The organism is Pseudomonas sp. EA_65y_Pfl1_P113 (assembly GCF_963970525.1).
GTDB lineage: Bacteria > Pseudomonadota > Gammaproteobacteria > Pseudomonadales > Pseudomonadaceae > Aquipseudomonas > Aquipseudomonas tritici.
Map to the genome: position 1 here is coordinate 150,325 of NZ_CAXAQM010000006.1, position 14,886 is coordinate 165,210.

General features: G+C 60.5%; 14 protein-coding genes. 5 read left to right on the forward strand and 9 right to left on the reverse strand.

The annotated features are described in order from the left end of the window. Positions 1-18: 18 nt before the first annotated feature. The 3 genes from ybeY to miaB form a co-directional block, all read right to left on the reverse strand. Positions 19-477: an rRNA maturation RNase YbeY gene (gene ybeY, locus AACY52_RS08405; protein WP_339416905.1), complete on the reverse strand. Its 459-nt coding sequence runs from the start codon at positions 475-477 to the stop codon at positions 19-21. After that, entirely contained in the window at positions 470-1,474 is a 1,005-nt protein-coding gene (locus AACY52_RS08410; RefSeq protein WP_339416904.1) for a PhoH family protein, read from the reverse strand. The genes ybeY and AACY52_RS08410 overlap by 8 nt, the downstream gene beginning before the upstream one ends. A gap of 231 nt (positions 1,475-1,705) precedes the next feature. After that, positions 1,706-3,034, reverse strand: a complete 1,329-nt coding sequence (miaB, locus tag AACY52_RS08415) for a tRNA (N6-isopentenyl adenosine(37)-C2)-methylthiotransferase MiaB (protein WP_339416903.1) — start codon at positions 3,032-3,034, stop codon at positions 1,706-1,708. 131 nt (positions 3,035-3,165) lie between these two features. On the opposite strand from miaB, the gene AACY52_RS08420 reads away from it, so the two are divergent. After that, positions 3,166-3,492 (forward strand): DUF1820 family protein, encoded by a 327-nt coding sequence (locus AACY52_RS08420; RefSeq protein ID WP_003236992.1) that lies wholly within the window; start codon positions 3,166-3,168, stop codon positions 3,490-3,492. A 122-nt stretch (positions 3,493-3,614) separates the two neighbouring features. Here AACY52_RS08420 and AACY52_RS08425 read toward each other — a convergent pair whose 3' ends face one another. The 4 genes from AACY52_RS08425 to AACY52_RS08440 form a co-directional block, all read right to left on the reverse strand. Next, positions 3,615-4,169, reverse strand: coding sequence for a tetratricopeptide repeat protein (locus AACY52_RS08425; RefSeq protein ID WP_339416902.1), 555 nt, complete (start codon positions 4,167-4,169; stop codon positions 3,615-3,617). 225 nt (positions 4,170-4,394) lie between these two features. Next, entirely contained in the window at positions 4,395-5,678 is a 1,284-nt protein-coding gene (gene hemL / locus AACY52_RS08430) for a glutamate-1-semialdehyde 2,1-aminomutase (RefSeq protein ID WP_339416901.1), read from the reverse strand. A 17-nt stretch (positions 5,679-5,695) separates the two neighbouring features. Beyond that, a complete protein-coding gene (gene thiE, locus AACY52_RS08435; RefSeq protein WP_339416900.1) occupies positions 5,696-6,319 on the reverse strand; it encodes a thiamine phosphate synthase in 624 nt (207 codons plus the stop codon). An 18-nt stretch (positions 6,320-6,337) separates the two neighbouring features. After that, positions 6,338-7,135 (reverse strand): hydroxymethylpyrimidine/phosphomethylpyrimidine kinase, encoded by a 798-nt coding sequence (locus tag AACY52_RS08440; RefSeq protein WP_339416899.1) that lies wholly within the window; start codon positions 7,133-7,135, stop codon positions 6,338-6,340. A 287-nt stretch (positions 7,136-7,422) separates the two neighbouring features. On the opposite strand from AACY52_RS08440, the gene AACY52_RS08445 reads away from it, so the two are divergent. The 4 genes from AACY52_RS08445 to AACY52_RS08460 all read left to right on the forward strand — a co-directional run bounded on the left by AACY52_RS08445 (position 7,423) and on the right by AACY52_RS08460 (position 13,818). Next, positions 7,423-9,819, forward strand: coding sequence for a 7TM diverse intracellular signaling domain-containing protein (locus AACY52_RS08445; protein WP_339560410.1), 2,397 nt, complete (start codon positions 7,423-7,425; stop codon positions 9,817-9,819). 67 nt (positions 9,820-9,886) lie between these two features. Then, the gene (locus AACY52_RS08450) at positions 9,887-11,533 is read left to right on the forward strand and encodes an acyl-CoA dehydrogenase family protein (protein WP_339530715.1); all 1,647 of its coding nucleotides are present in this window, start codon (positions 9,887-9,889) and stop codon (positions 11,531-11,533) included. Between the two features lie 105 nt (positions 11,534-11,638). Next, positions 11,639-13,111, forward strand: coding sequence for an AMP nucleosidase (gene amn / locus AACY52_RS08455; protein ID WP_339427978.1), 1,473 nt, complete (start codon positions 11,639-11,641; stop codon positions 13,109-13,111). A gap of 71 nt (positions 13,112-13,182) precedes the next feature. Beyond that, positions 13,183-13,818 carry a pseudouridine synthase gene (locus tag AACY52_RS08460; protein ID WP_339560411.1) on the forward strand — a complete coding sequence of 212 codons (636 nt, stop codon included), beginning with the start codon at positions 13,183-13,185 and terminating at the stop codon, positions 13,816-13,818. Here the strand turns inward: AACY52_RS08460 and AACY52_RS08465 are convergent. Together AACY52_RS08465 and AACY52_RS08470 are read right to left on the reverse strand one after the other, a co-directional pair. Further along, positions 13,813-14,022, reverse strand: a complete 210-nt coding sequence (locus AACY52_RS08465) for a DUF2788 domain-containing protein (RefSeq protein ID WP_049713471.1) — start codon at positions 14,020-14,022, stop codon at positions 13,813-13,815. The two genes, AACY52_RS08460 and AACY52_RS08465, sit on opposite strands and share 6 nt — an antisense overlap. Before the next feature lie 194 nt (positions 14,023-14,216). Then, positions 14,217-14,696: an Lrp/AsnC family transcriptional regulator gene (locus AACY52_RS08470; protein WP_017735654.1), complete on the reverse strand. Its 480-nt coding sequence runs from the start codon at positions 14,694-14,696 to the stop codon at positions 14,217-14,219. Between the last annotated feature and the right edge of the window lie 190 nt (positions 14,697-14,886).

Below are 14,886 nucleotides of genomic sequence, written 5' to 3' on the forward strand. Positions count from 1 at the left end.
TGTGACAGTTGAGTGTTTTTAAACTTCGTCGTCTGCATACGGGTCTGGATGACCCAGTTCTGCAAGCAACGTTTGTTCCAGTGTTTCCATCTCGCAGGCTTCGTCATCGTCTATATGGTCGTAACCCAAGAGATGCAAGCAGCCGTGGATGACTAGATGGGCCCAATGGGCTTCAAGTTCCTTGCCTTGTTCCTTGGCCTCGCGCTCCACCACCGCGACACAGATGACCAGGTCGCCCAGTAGCGGGATATCCAGCAGTTCATCGGGTACGTCGGCGGGGAAGGACAGTACGTTGGTCGCGTAATCCTTCTGGCGCCAGGTGTGGTTCAATTCGCGGCCTTCGGGCTCGTCGACCAGGCGAATGGTCAGTTCCGAATCAGCGGTGCGCTGGCGCAGGGCCAGCGCGCACCATTGGCGGAACTGCTCTTCGCTGGGCGAGGGCGCTTCGGTTGCCAGCTGCAGGTCTAGCTCAAGCATCGCGGCGAGTGTCCTTGGACAAACCGTCGTCACGGTGTTCGAAGCGCTCGTAGGCTTCGACAATGCGCTGCACCAGCGGGTGGCGCACCACGTCCTTGGGCGAGAAATGCGTGAAACTGATACCCGGCACGTCTTTTAGCACTTCAATCACATGGCTCAGGCCCGACTTCGTGCCCTTGGGCAGGTCAACCTGGGTAATGTCGCCGGTGATAATGGCCGTGGAGCCGAACCCGATGCGGGTCAGGAACATCTTCATCTGCTCGACCGTGGTGTTCTGGCTTTCGTCGAGGATGATGAAGCTGTTGCTCAAGGTGCGGCCGCGCATGTAGGCCAGCGGGGCGATCTCAATCACTTGGCGTTCGATCAGCTTGGCCACGTATTCAAAGCCGAGCATCTCGTAAAGCGCGTCGTAGAGCGGGCGCAGGTACGGGTCGATCTTCTGCGCCAGGTCACCGGGCAGGAATCCGAGTTTTTCCCCGGCCTCGACCGCCGGGCGAACCAGCAGGATGCGGCGCACTTGCTCGCGCTCCAGTGCGTCGACCGCGCAGGCCACGGCCAGGTAGGTCTTGCCGGTACCCGCAGGGCCGATGCCGAAGTTGATGTCGTTACCGAGGATTGCCTTGACGTACTTCTGCTGATTCAAGCCCTTTGGGCGAATCATGCCTTTTTTGGTTCGCAGGGCCACGCTGGCTTCGGCCACGGGGTTGTTGGCCAAATCTTCCACAGCCGATTCCTGCAAATACAGGTGCACGGTTTCCGGCGACAGCTCGCTACCCTTGGTTTCGCGGTAGAGCCGACGCAGCAGGTTTTCTGCAGATTTGGTGTATTGGGCCTCACCAATGAGCTCGAACTGATTGCCGCGGTTGCGGATCTCGATGCCCAGGCGTTGTTCGATCAGGCGCAGGTGCTCGTCGAACTGTCCGCACAGATTGGCGAAACGGCGAGCCTCAAAGGGCTCGAGGAGAAAACGATGGGGTTCTGCTATGGGTGCGTTCAAGGTCGCTTTTAGCCGCCCTTTGGCTGTTGAGGTGAAATAGAGAATAACGCCAGCCGCCTGTGTGCGAAAGCACTTAAATGGACTGGCCTCACTCTCAAGAACTACAAATAACGACTGTGGGCGCTGGCTTGCCTGCGATGGGGCCTGCACATTCAAAAGAGATGTCGCCTGTTACATCGCTATCGCAGGCAAGCCAGCTCCCACATTTGGTCCACATTTATCCTGGGATTGTCAGTTGATCAAAGAACCACGCAACGAATGGGGCTGCGCGGCATCAATGTGCACATCGGCAAACTGGCCGATCAAGGTCGGATTATCGCAACGGAAGTTTACGATGCGGTTGTTTTCAGTACGCCCTTGCAGTTCGCCCGGATCTTTTTTCGAGTAATCGGTGACCAGGATCCGCTGGGTGGAACCGACCATTTGTCGGCTGATCTCGAAACCCTGCTGGTTCAAGCGGTGTTGCAGCGCGTTCAAGCGCTCTTTTTTCAGTGCTTCCGGGGTTTCATCCAGCAAGTCGGCCGCCGGGGTGCCGGGGCGCTGGCTGTAGACGAACGAGTAGGAGAAGTCGAAACCGACGTCTTCGATCAGCTTCATGGTCTGCTCAAAGTCTTTCTCGGTTTCACCGGGGAAGCCAACGATAAAGTCCGAGCTGATGCAGATACCCGGCACCGCCGCGCGCAATTTGCGCAGTTTGGATTTGTATTCCAGCGCCGTATGGTTGCGCTTCATCGCCGACAGGATGCGGTCCGAGCCCGATTGCACCGGCAGGTGCAGGTGTTTGACCAGCTCCGGCACCTCGGCGTGAGCCTGGATCAGACTGTCGGAGAACTCCAGCGGGTGCGAGGTGGTGTAGCGAATGCGCTCGATACCGTCCACGGCGGCGACCACGCGGATCAGCTCCGCCAGGTCGGCCAGGCGGCCATCGTGGGTCAGGCCGCGATAGCCGTTGACGTTCTGGCCCAGCAGCGTCACTTCGCGCACGCCGTTTTCGGCCAAGTGGATGATTTCCGACATGACATCGTCAAACGGCCGGCTGACTTCTTCACCGCGGGTGTAGGGCACCACGCAGAACGTACAGTACTTGCTGCAGCCTTCCATCACCGACACGTAGGCGCTTGGCCCATCGATACGGGGCTCGGGCAAGTGGTCGAATTTTTCGATCTCCGGGAAGGACACGTCGACCTGCGGCAGCTTGGTGATGCGCGCCGCGTCGATCATTTCCGGCAGGCGGTGCAGGGTCTGTGGGCCGAAGACCACGTCGACATAGGGTGCGCGGTCGCGGATCGCGGCACCTTCCTGGCTGGCCACACAACCGCCGACGGCGATCACCATCTCCGGGTTGGCCAGTTTCAATTCACGCCAGCGGCCCAGTTGTGAATACACACGGTCCTGAGCGCGTTCGCGGATCGAGCAGGTATTGAGCAGGATCACGTCGGCATCTTCGGCGCGGGCGGTGACTTCCAGGGCCTGGTGTTCGCCCAGCAGGTCGACCATGCGCGAGCTGTCGTACTCGTTCATCTGGCAACCGTGGGTTTCGATATAAAGCTTCTTGGCCATGGGAATCGTCAACTGGTGGTAAAGAACCGCCCATTATAGAGGGCATGCCCATTGGTTCCTAGCGTTGTGCATCGGGCGCCATGCTATAGTTCGCGCCCTCTTTTATATCCCCGATGTGTTGCTCGCCCACCATGACCAAACGTGAAGCTCCAATCTATAAGGTGATTTTCCTCAACCAGGGCCAGGTGTTCGAAATGTACGCCAAGCAGATCTATCAGAGCGATCTGTGGGGTTTCCTGGAGGTGGAAGAGTTCGTCTTTGGCGAGCGCACCCAGTTGGTCGTCGACCCGGGCGAAGAGAAGCTCAAGGCTCAGTTCGAAGGCGTGGTGCGCAGTTTTGTGCCGATGCATTCGATTGTGCGCATCGATGAAGTCGAGCGCCTGGGCACGCCGAAAATCAGCGAAGCGCGGGGCGTGAGCAATGTCATGCCGTTTCCGATGCCGATGCCTGAGAAGTAGGGCTTCAGACCGTGTCGCGCCCTTCGCAGGCAAGCCCTACATTTTAATGCATCCCACAGTTGGAACTCGGTCAACTGTGGGCGCTGGCTTGCCTGCGATGGCGGTAGACGGGTTTAGCTGAGTCAGGGCAGGGGTGAGAAAGGCGAGCGCCCATCGGCACTCTGCAGCTCTTGCAAGTAGTTGCGGAAAATCTGCCCCAGCACCTGGGTCGCCAGTTCCAATTCATCACGCTGCATGTGCTCGGCCACTTCGTCGGCCGTATCCAGCGCATCTTCCGCACCGTTGACCGCCGCCATTTTCAGCACGATATACGCCTGGACGTTATTGGCCGGCACACCTTCGCCCTTGAAGAACATGGTACCCAGCTGGAACTGCGCCTGGGCGTGGCCCTGCAACGAGGCTTTCTCGAAGTAGCTCAAGGCCTTGTTGAGGTCGCGGGCGGGGTTTTTGCTGTCGTGGAAGTACTCACCCAACTCGTATTGCGCCTGCGCATTCCCGTCCTCGGCCTGTTTCTGGCACGCGCTCAGCGCTTCGGCCTGGCTGTCTGGCTGGGTATTGAGGGTGCAACGACCCATCGCTGGGATTAACAACGAGTTGCCGCCTGCTTGTGCATGTGCCAGCAGCGGCTGAAGGAGCAACAGGCAGCCCAGAACCAGGGTGCGGCCGGTGCGTTTCATGGGAATCGACTTACCTCTGACGGGGCACGCGGACCCTCGTGGGATCCAATAAGCGCGCATTATGAAATAAGCAGGCCTCTGCTTACAAAGTCTTTACTCGTTTTTCTGCTGGTTGGGCAAGTTATCTGCCGGATTGCAGGTGATTTCTCGAAAAAACTCGGAAATCTCTTCAAGCAAAGTAGCAAATCAGACACCGTTTGCGCGGTGCCTGATTTTTACGGCCAGCTACTTCAGTGCGGCGAAGGCGCGTTCAGCGGCGTCGAGGGTCAGCTTCAGCTCGGCTTCGCCATGGGCGATCGAGGTGAAGCCGGCTTCGAAAGCGCTCGGCGCCAGGTACACGCCGCCTTCCAGCATGAGGTGGAAGAAGCGCTTGAACAGATCCGCGTCGCTGCCCATCACGTCATCAAACGTGACGATATCGTCGGCGCCGCTGAAGTACAGGCCGAACATGCCGCCCGCTTGCGTTGTAACGAACGGGATACCGGCGGCGTCGGCGCGTTGTTGCAGGCCGTCGAGCAGGCGGGTGGTGTAGTCGGTCAGCTCGGCGTGGAAGCCCGGGCGGCTGATCAGTCGCAAGGTGGTCAGGCCGGCGGCCATGGCCAGTGGGTTGCCTGACAAGGTGCCTGCCTGGTACACCGGGCCCAGCGGCGCGATGTGTTGCATGATTTCGCGCTTGCCGCCAAAGCAGCCCACTGGCATGCCGCCACCGATGATCTTGCCAAAGGTGCTCAGGTCTGGCGTTACGCTGTAGTGCGCCTGCGCGCCACCCAGGGCTACACGGAAACCGGTCATCACTTCGTCGAAAATCAGCACCACGCCGTGCTTGTCGCACTGCTCGCGCAGGCCTTCAAGGAAGCCTGGCGCGGGCGGTACGCAGTTCATGTTGCCGGCCACCGGTTCGACGATGATGCAGGCCACCTCCTGGCCCACTTCATTGAGCATCTGCTCGACGGCGGCGATGTCGTTGAATGGTAGGGTCAGGGTGTGTTTGGCAAAGGCTGCCGGTACACCGGCCGAGCTTGGCACGCCTTGGGTCAGCAGGCCGGAACCGGCTTTTACCAGCAGGCTGTCGGAGTGGCCGTGGTAGCAGCCTTCGAATTTGATGATGCTGTCGCGGCCAGTGAAACCACGGGCCAGGCGGATCGCGCTCATGGTGGCTTCGGTGCCGGAGCTGACCATACGCACCATTTCCATCGACGGCACGATGGCGCACACCAGGTCAGCCATTTCGGTTTCCATGGCGGTCGGTGCGCCGTAGGACAGGCCGTGTTCCAGTTGCTTGCGCACCGCGTCCAGTACGTCTGGGTGGCTGTGGCCGAGGATCATCGGGCCCCAGGAGCCGACGTAGTCAACGTAGCGCTTGTCATCTTCGTCGGTGACGTAGGCGCCTTCGGCATGTTTGAAGAACAACGGCGTGCCGCCCACGCTTTTGAACGCACGCACGGGGGAGTTCACACCGCCGGGGATGTGTTTCTGGGCATTGGCAAACAGCGTTTCGGAACGGGACATGGTTGGGCTCTCTGAAATCAAATCTTAAGAAGGGCGTTGAACGCGCGGGCGCGGCGCGTGACTTCCTGGGTGGTGTCGGCGCCAAACAGGCCGTGCACCACCGCCAGCAGGTCGGCACCGTGGGCCACCAGCGGTTCGGCGTTCTTCAGGGTGATGCCGCCGATCACGCAGATTGGCACGTGCAAGCGTGCGCGGGCCTGGGCCAGCATCTCGACGGTGGCCGCCGGCGCGCCGGGCTTGGTGTTGGAGTTGAAGAAGCGGCCGAAGGCGACATAACTGGCGCCTTCCTTGGCGGCCTGCTCGGCCAGTTCGATCTGGCTGTGACAGGTCGAGCCGATGATGGCCTTGGAGCCGAGCAGCGCACGGGCCGGGGTCAGCGGGCCGTCGGTCTGGCCCAGGTGCACGCCGACGCCGAGGCGCGCGGCCAATTCAGCGTCATCGTTGATGATCAGTTGGGTCTTGTAGCGGGAGCACAGCTCCCGCAGCTTTTCCGCTTCACGCAGGCGCCGGGCTTCGTCGCTGCTTTTGTCGCGGTACTGCAGCAGGGTCACGCCACCGTCCAGCGCCGCTTCGACGTAGGCGAGGAATTTGCCGGCCAACAGTTGGCTGTCGGTAATGGCGTAAAGGCCACGTAGTTTCATCGGGCATGCCCCTTGGTTTTAAGAGCAGAAATCCAGCGGCAACCGGCGCGGTACAAACTGGCCCTGGCCGAGTTGTTCGGCGTCACGCAGGGTGCGCCATGTGTAGTTGAGGGCTGATTGCACCGCGCTGACCAAGCCTTCGCCCTGGGCGATCCGACCGGCCAATGCACTGGCCAGCGTGCAGCCCGAACCATGGTAACTGCCGGGCAGGCGCTGGCAGGTAAAGGTATGGCGCGTGCCGTCACGGCTGTAGAGGCGGTTGTGCACTTCGTGCTCATCGCCATGGCCACCGGTGATCAGCAGGTGCTTGATATACGGCAGCAGCTTCTCGGCGCATTCGTCCGCCGTGCCTTCAGGCAATTGCGCGAGGATGCGCGCTTCGGGCAGGTTTGGCGTGGCGATCAGCGACAACGGCAGCAGCCGCTCGCGCATCGCATAACCGACTTCGTCCTTGCCCAGGCTGCCACCGCCACCGGCGCGCAGCACCGGATCACACACTACCGGTAGGTGCGGGTGCGCCTGCAGCAGTTCGACCACGGTGTCGACCATCGCAGTGGAACCGAGCATGCCCAGCTTGACCGCTGCCACTTCGGAATCGCCGAGCACGGCATTGGCCTGGGCCAGCACCCACTCGCGGTCGAGCACGCGGAAATCGCTGACATTGACGGTGTTCTGCACGGTCAGGGCGGTGACGGCCGGGGCCGCATGGCAGCCCTGGGCGAGCAGGGCTTCGATATCTGCCTGCAAGCCGGCGCCACCACTGGGATCATGGCCGGAGAGACAGAGGACAACGGGGCGAGAGCTGTAGATATTCATGGTGCGCGAGCTTACCACCAAACGCTTTTGGCGGGGCCGTCTGGCGATGGCTGAATTTTGTACGCAAACGTCAGCGTTTATGGCTGTTTGCTAGTGTCCGTTACTTACAGTGAAACACGCTAAAACCCTTGTTCTAGAGCCTTTAAAAATTTTATTTCAATGGTGTCCAATGGCCTTTAGCGGCTATGCTAGAGTGGATCCAAACAACTAACTGTATTGCCGGTGTACGTCTTCTCAAAAGGATAGGGGGCTTTTTGACACAACCGGACAGGCTACGCTGGGGCACTATGCGCTATTTGCTGATTTTACTGTTGTGCGGGCTGCCGTTGCTCGCCAACGCCGTCGAGTTCAACCAAGACACGCGAAGCCTGCCGCTGGGCCGGGCCATGCAAGTGCTCGAAGACCCGACCGATGCCCTGACCATTGCGGATGTCAGCGCGCCTTCCGCCGCTACGCAATTCAAGCCCCACGATAAAGACACACTGAACGCCGGCTACTCACGCTCGGTATTCTGGCTCAAGGTCAATCTGCATTACCTGCCCACCCATCCCGAAGCGCAACGCACCTGGTTGCTGGAGTTGGCGTACCCGCCGCTCGACCATCTTGACCTGTACCTGCCCGACAACACCGGCACCTATCGCCTGGCCGGGCGCACGGGGGATGCGCTGCCATTTTCTTCCCGTGAAATTCGCCAGAACAATTACCTGTTCAACGTCGACTTCACCCCTGGGCAGGCGAAAACCGTTTACCTGCGCCTGCAAAGCGAGGGCTCGATCCAGGCGCCATTGACGCTCTGGTCCAGCACCGCCTACCTGGAACAACAGCCGCTGCGCTTGTATGTGTTAGGCCTGATCTATGGCGTGTTGTTGGGGATGCTGGTCTACAACCTGTTCATCTACCTCAGCGTGCGCGACACCAGCTATCTGTATTACATCTTCTATATTGCTTCGTTCGGCATGTACCAACTGTCGGTCAACGGCGCGGCGGTGGAGTACTTCTGGCCAAACAACCCTTGGTGGGCGAATGCGGCGACGCCGTTCCTGATTGGCTCGGCGGCGCTCTTCGGCAGCCTGTTTGCGCGCAGCTTCTTGCACACCGCCCAGCACAGTCGCTGGATCAACCGCCTGCTGCTGGCGTTGGTGGCCTGCGGCGCAGTGGTGATGCTGCTGTCGTTGATGACCAGCTACGCCCTGGCGCTGCGCCTGGCCACCGGTCTGGCGCTGGTATTTACCGTGACCATCTTTGTTGCCGCCATCAAGGCCTGGTATTGCGGCCAGCGAGTGGCGCGCTATTTCATCATCGCCTGGTCGGCGTTCCTGCTGGGCGGGGTGGTGAATACGCTGATGGTGCTGGGCTACCTGCCCAATGTGTTCCTGACCATGTACGCCAGTCAGATCGGCTCGGCGATTGAAGTGGCGTTGTTGTCCCTGGCCCTGGCCGACCGCATCAATTCCATGCGTGAACAACAGGCGCAGATCCTGTTCGATGCCAGCCAGAAGCTCGAAGTGCTCAACCAGCAATTGGCCCGCAGTAACCGACTCAAGGATGAGTTCCTCGCTACCCTCACTCACGAACTGCGCACGCCCATGAACGGCGTGATTGGCTCCCTTGAGCTGATGCAAACCGTGCGGTTGGACGCTGACCTGGCGCAGTACCAGCAAACGGCCGCCGGTTCGGCGCGGGACATGATGCGCATGGTCAACGGCATCCTCACCCTGACCGAATTGCAGGCCGGGCGCCTGAGTGCCCAGCCGCAGGTGTTCAGCCTGCGCGGGACGCTGGACACCTTGCGCCAGCAGTTCAACGCCAGCGCCCAGAGCAAAGGCCTGGCGTTTTCCATCGACGTGGCGGGCGAGCTGCCGGACCGCGTGGTGGGCGACGCCGACAAACTGCTGCAATGCCTGGATTGCCTGCTGGACAACGCCTTCAAATTCACCCACGAAGGGTCGGTCCGCCTGCGTGTGGTTGGCGTGCCGCACAGTGAGGGCGCTTTGCGCCTGAGCTTTATCGTCACCGACACCGGCATCGGCTTTGCCTTCCTGGATGAGGCCACGCTGTACCAGCGGTTCTTCCAGCTCGATGGCTCTACCACCCGTGAATATGGCGGCATGGGTATCGGCTTGGCGATCTGTCGGCAACTGATCGAGCTGCTGGGCGGGCGCCTCACTCATCATTCCGAACCGAGCAAAGGCAGCCGCTTCCAGCTGGAGCTGGAGGTGGAGGTCAGCCCAACGCCGCCTGAGTTCAAACCAATGCCAGGCCGGCAACGCGCGCCTCAGGAGTGCGCGGTGCTGGTGGTGGATGACAACAGCGTCGGCCAATTAGTGGTGCGCGGCATGCTGCTTAAGCTCGGCTACCGGGTGAAAAGCGTGGACAGCGGCCCTAACGCGTTGGCGGCTTTGCAGGGCGAGGATTTCGACGCGGTACTGTTGGACCTTCCCGAAGGTGGTTTCTCGTTGTGCTGTCAGATTCGTGCACTGCCTGGCTGCGGTGAATTGCCGGTGATCGCCGTGAGTACGTCGCTGAATGTGTCTGAACGCGAGCATTGCCATGGCATCGGTATCTCCGATCGGCTGGTCAAACCGGTGCGTTTCGAGGCATTGCAAGCGGTGTTGCAGCGTCGGTTGTTGTGTCCGGTTGAGGGCGAAAGCGCCGGGCTTTCGGCGGGTATGCCCCTTTTTTGAGGCGGATGACGGTGCTTAACTGAAATTCAGGCCCCAACTGGACGTGGCCTTTTTCAGGAGGCCCGTCATGAACCTGCATCAGTTTGCCGAGACCCACGACGTCACCAACCAACCGCCGTCCCTGGACGGCACTAACCTGTATCGCATCGACTTGCCCTTGCAGGAATGGTCACGCCGCTGTGGCGCTGGCTGGGCGCAGGCGCGCATTGATGCCTACGGCGCGCTGGCCGGCGGGCCGCTGATGGAAGCCGGGTTCCTGGCCAATCAGAACAAGCCTGTATTCAACAGCCATGACCGTTATGGTCATCGCATCGACCTGGTGGAATTTCACCCGGCTTACCACGAACTGATGCGCACCGCCGTCGAGCATGGTCTGCCGTCGCTGCCTTGGGCGCACCCGCAGTCCGGTGCCCATGTGGCCCGCGCTGCCATGACCTACCTGCACAGCCAGGCCGAAGCCGGTACCGGCTGCCCGCTGACCATGACCTTCGCCTGTGTGCCGGCGCTGCGTATTCAGCCAGAATTGGCTGACCTTTGGCTGCCGAAAATTCTCAGCACTCACTACGACCCGCGCAATGTCGGCATCCGCCACAAGGCTGGCGCCACCATCGGCATGGCCATGACCGAGAAACAGGGCGGCACTGACGTGCGCGCCAATACCACCCGGGCTTATCCGGTAGGCGCAGGCGGCCCGGGGCAAGCCTATGAACTGGTGGGCCACAAATGGTTCTGCTCGGCGCCGATGTGTGATGCCTTTCTAACGCTGGCGCAAACCGACAAGGGCCTCTCCTGTTTCCTATTGCCCCGACATCGCCCGGATGACACGCGCAACGAGTTCTACATCCAGCGCCTGAAAAACAAACTCGGCAACTGCTCCAACGCCTCCAGCGAAGTGGAGTTCCGTGGCGCCCTGGCCTGGATGATCGGCGAGGAGGGACGCGGCGTGCCCACCATCATCGAGATGGTCGCCATGACCCGCTTCGATTGCATGGTCGGTTCCAGCGCCCTGATGCGTCAGGCGCTGACCCAGGCCAGCCATCATTGTGCCCATCGCTCGGTGGGTGGGCGTGTACTCGGCGAGCAACCGCTGATGCAAAACGTGCTGGCTGACCTGGCACTGGAAAGCGAATCCGCGCTGGCCCTGAGCATGCGCATGGGCAAGGCCCTGGATAACCTGGGTGATGAGCAGGAAGCCAAGTTCGCCCGGCTGGTGACGGCGGTGGGCAAGTATTGGATCTGCAAGCGCGCCCCGGCCATGATCAACGAAGCCGCCGAGTGCATGGGCGGCGCCGGGTATGTAGAGGACAGCATCCTGCCGCGCCTTTATCGTGAGGCCCCGGTGAATTCGACGTGGGAAGGTTCCGGCAATGTGCAGTGCCTGGACGTGCTGCGCGCGTTATCGAAAGAACCGGGTGTGCTGGAGGCGTTGTTTGTCGAACTCGGGGACGGGCACGGGGATAAGCCACTGGCGCGGCATATTGAACAGCTGAAGTCGGCGTTTATGGACACTCAGGATATCCAGTACCGTGCGCGGCAGTTGACCGAGGATATCGCCGTGGCGTTGCAGGCCAAATTGTTGCTGGAGGCAGGGAATGCGGCGGTGAGTGATGGATTTATTGCCAGCCGGTTGGGTGAGTCATCCGGTCGGGCCTACGGGACTTTGCCGCGTGGTATGGAGGTGGAAGCGATTGTTGCCCGCTCGACACCTAACTGAATAAACGCGGGCAAGCCAGCTCCCACCTTTCAAAGCATTCCAACTCTGGTGTTTATGTGAGCCTGGGATACAGGCAAGATAAAGGCCTGCAAGTCAGAACACAGGATGCTTACCGTGACCGAAGCTTTTGTTGTCGTTCAAACCGCTGAAGAAGCCGTGGATCGTCTGGCGGCCCTGCATGAGCGCGCTACCGGCGCGCTCAATCAAGCCCTCAAGCAGTACCTCAAAGACCGCGTCGAACCCGATGCCGAACAACGTGCGCTGTTTCGTTACCCAGAACTGCGCCTGACCTACCACTGCCACGGCGAAGTCCCACAGACCACTCGGGCGTACGCGAAGGTCCAGTTGCCGGGGACCTACAGCGTTACCGTCACCCATCCTGCGGCCTTCCGTAAGTACCTGCTGGAGCAACTGGTGCCGTTGATGCACGACTTCACCGTGACGGTGGAAGTGGGCGTCAGCCAGCAGAACATCCCGTACCCGTATGTGGTGGAGCAGGGCGACGAACTGGCCGGCTCCGGCGTGACCGCCGCGACCCTGGCTCGCGTGTTCCCCAGCACTGACCTGTCGGCTGCCACCGATGGCATCGCCGATGGCCTCTACGACTGGGAGAACACCGACCCGCTGCCGCTGGCGCTGTTCGACGCGGCGCGCGTGGACTTTTCCCTGCGTCGCCTGGTGCACTACACCGGCAGCGACTGGCGCCATGTGCAACCGTGGATCCTGCTGACCAACTACCACCGTTATGTCGACCAGTTCATCGTGCATGGCCTGGAGCAACTGCGCAGCGACCCACGGTTTATCCGTATGGTGCTGCCGGGCAACGTGGTGATCGACAAGAGCATGGACCACGGTGAAGCGTCGGCGATTGCCGCAGGCGTTGTGTGGCATCGTTATCAAATGCCGGCCTATCACTTGCAGGCCAGCGACGGCCACGGCGTGACCCTGGTGAACATCGGCGTCGGCCCGTCCAACGCCAAGAACATCACCGACCATTTGGCCGTGCTGCGCCCGCATTGCTGGCTGATGATCGGCCACTGCGGCGGCCTGCGCCAATCCCAGACCATCGGCGATTACGTACTGGCCCACGCCTATATGCGCCGCGACGGGATTCTCGACCGCGTAGTGCCGCCGAATATTCCGATTCCGGCCCTGGCCGAAGTGCAGATGGCCTTGCAGCGGGCGGCGGCCAACGTCACCGGAGAACAAGGCGAAGAGCTGAAAAAACGCCTGCGCACCGGCACCGTGTTGACCTATGACGACCGTAACTGGGAGCTACGCTGGGCCCAGGAACGCCCATTGATCAACCTGTCTCGCGCGGTGGCCGTGGACATGGAGAGCGGTACCATCGCGGCGCAAGGCTACCGCTTGCGTGTGCCTTACGGCACCTTGCTGTGCGTGTCCGACAAGCCGCTGCACAGCGAGATCAAACTGCCGGGTTCGGCCAACGCGTTCTATGAGCGCGCGGTCAGCCAGCACTTGAAGATCGGCATCGAAGCCGTCGACCTGCTGCGCACCGAACTCAACTCGCTGCACTCGCGCAAACTGCGCAGCTTCGACGAACCGCCGTTCCGCTAAGCGGTTGGGATGGTCATTTAACGGTCAGGCCACTAGGATTGTCGGTCCTGACCGTTAGATGTTCCTTTGCCATGTCCCGTCCCACCCGTCCTGATTCGCGCCGCCCCAGCGTGAAACCTACGCATTGCGCAGCCCGTCGTGTCGCCAAGGCACCGCCGGCCGAGCCGAAGTTGATCCTCTTCAATAAACCGTTTGACGTGCTGACCCAGTTCAGCGACGAAGGCGGGCGCGCGACCCTCAAGGACTTTATCGACATCCCCGGCATCTACCCGGCCGGTCGCCTGGACCGTGACAGTGAAGGCCTGTTGCTGCTGACCAACGATGGCCAACTCCAGGCGCGGATTGCCGACCCCAAGCACAAACTGGCGAAAACCTACTGGGTACAAGTGGAGGGCGAACCGACCGAAGAACAACTGCAACGGCTGCGTGACGGCGTCGAGCTCAATGACGGCAAGACCTTGCCCGCCGAAGCGCGGCAGTTGGATGAGCCCGAGTTATGGCCGCGCAACCCGCCGGTGCGCTTTCGTAAAAGCGTGCCGACCCATTGGTTGGAGTTGGTGATTCGAGAAGGGCGCAACCGTCAGGTACGGCGCATGACCGCCGCCGTGGGGTTGCCCACCTTGCGCCTGGTACGTGTGCGAATTGGCGATTGGACAATTGAAGGCCTGGATCAAGGCCAGTGGAAGGAAGTGCCGGCGCGCTTATAAGGCGCCGGACTCGATCAGACCGATGACCACGCTCTTGATGATGAACGCGGCCACGCCCAGGCCCAGCACGAAGAACAGGATGAACGAGCCAAAGCGTCCGGCTTTGGATTTCTTCGCCAGGTCCCAGACGATAAAGCCCATGAAAATGATCAGGATGGTGACCAGGCCGGTCATCATCCATTCTTCAAACAGGACGGGATCGATGTTGTTCATGGAGTATTTCCGACAAAGGCAGGCGGCGAGTATACGGCAGTGCTACAGGCGCAATATTGACTTGAGTTGGAATGCAATCAATGTGGGAGCAGGCTTGCCTGCGATAGCATCACCTGGGTCTGGCTGACATACCGAGGTGTCTGCATCGCAGGCAAGCCAGCTCCCACATTTGATCTTCATGGGGCTCAGGTACGCAGATGGGTCAGTGGTAACTCAGTGCTGTTGAGCACCTGGTTCAGCACAAAGCTCGACCGCACGCTGGTCACGCCATCAATGCGCGTTAGATGCCCCAGCAGCAACTTCTGGTAGTGATCCATATCCGGCACCACCACTTTCAATTGGTAGTCAGCATCCATTCCCGTCACCAAACTGCATTCCAATACCTGGGGCAAGGTGCGAATGGCCGCTTCGAAATTCTCGAAACGCTCGGGGGTGTGACGGTCCATGCCGATCAGCACATAGGCAGTGAGGCTCAGGCCGAGCATCTTGCGGTCGAGCAGGGCGACCTGGCGTGCGATGTAGCCGTCATCCTCCAGTTGCTTGACCCGGCGCGAGCACGGCGAAGGCGACAAGCCGATACGTTCGGCCAACTCCTGGTTGGAGATCCTCGCATCACGCTGCAATTCCGCCAAAATACTCAGGTCGTATCGGTCAAGCTTGCTCATTGGGTTGGCCTTTGTCGTAACTATTGCGGTTAATTATCTATGAAGGGTTAAAAATTGCGCAAGCACTGTTTATTGACGCAATCTTCGCAATCATCTGTCGGGCGCTCGCCTGTATCTTTATCAACAGAATCACCGCCTGGACAACAGTCCACTTACAGCGCGCCCAATCAGGCCCGCTGCGGCCGCCACC

What these genes read in the sequence shown, in the direction of transcription:
- AACY52_RS08470 (WP_017735654.1), bottom strand. Translation starts at nt 14,696, where the DNA reads ATGAGCAAGCTTGACCGATACGACCTGAGTATTTTGGCGGAATTGCAG.
- AACY52_RS08450 (WP_339530715.1), top strand. Translation starts at nt 9,887, where the DNA reads ATGAACCTGCATCAGTTTGCCGAGACCCACGACGTCACCAACCAACCG.
- thiE (WP_339416900.1), bottom strand. Translation starts at nt 6,319, where the DNA reads ATGAAACTACGTGGCCTTTACGCCATTACCGACAGCCAACTGTTGGCC.
- amn (WP_339427978.1), top strand. Translation starts at nt 11,639, where the DNA reads ATGCTTACCGTGACCGAAGCTTTTGTTGTCGTTCAAACCGCTGAAGAA.
- AACY52_RS08460 (WP_339560411.1), top strand. Translation starts at nt 13,183, where the DNA reads ATGTCCCGTCCCACCCGTCCTGATTCGCGCCGCCCCAGCGTGAAACCT.
- ybeY (WP_339416905.1), bottom strand. Translation starts at nt 477, where the DNA reads ATGCTTGAGCTAGACCTGCAGCTGGCAACCGAAGCGCCCTCGCCCAGC.
- AACY52_RS08440 (WP_339416899.1), bottom strand. Translation starts at nt 7,135, where the DNA reads ATGAATATCTACAGCTCTCGCCCCGTTGTCCTCTGTCTCTCCGGCCAT.
- miaB (WP_339416903.1), bottom strand. Translation starts at nt 3,034, where the DNA reads ATGGCCAAGAAGCTTTATATCGAAACCCACGGTTGCCAGATGAACGAG.
- AACY52_RS08445 (WP_339560410.1), top strand. Translation starts at nt 7,423, where the DNA reads ATGCGCTATTTGCTGATTTTACTGTTGTGCGGGCTGCCGTTGCTCGCC.
- AACY52_RS08420 (WP_003236992.1), top strand. Translation starts at nt 3,166, where the DNA reads ATGACCAAACGTGAAGCTCCAATCTATAAGGTGATTTTCCTCAACCAG.
- hemL (WP_339416901.1), bottom strand. Translation starts at nt 5,678, where the DNA reads ATGTCCCGTTCCGAAACGCTGTTTGCCAATGCCCAGAAACACATCCCC.
- AACY52_RS08425 (WP_339416902.1), bottom strand. Translation starts at nt 4,169, where the DNA reads ATGAAACGCACCGGCCGCACCCTGGTTCTGGGCTGCCTGTTGCTCCTT.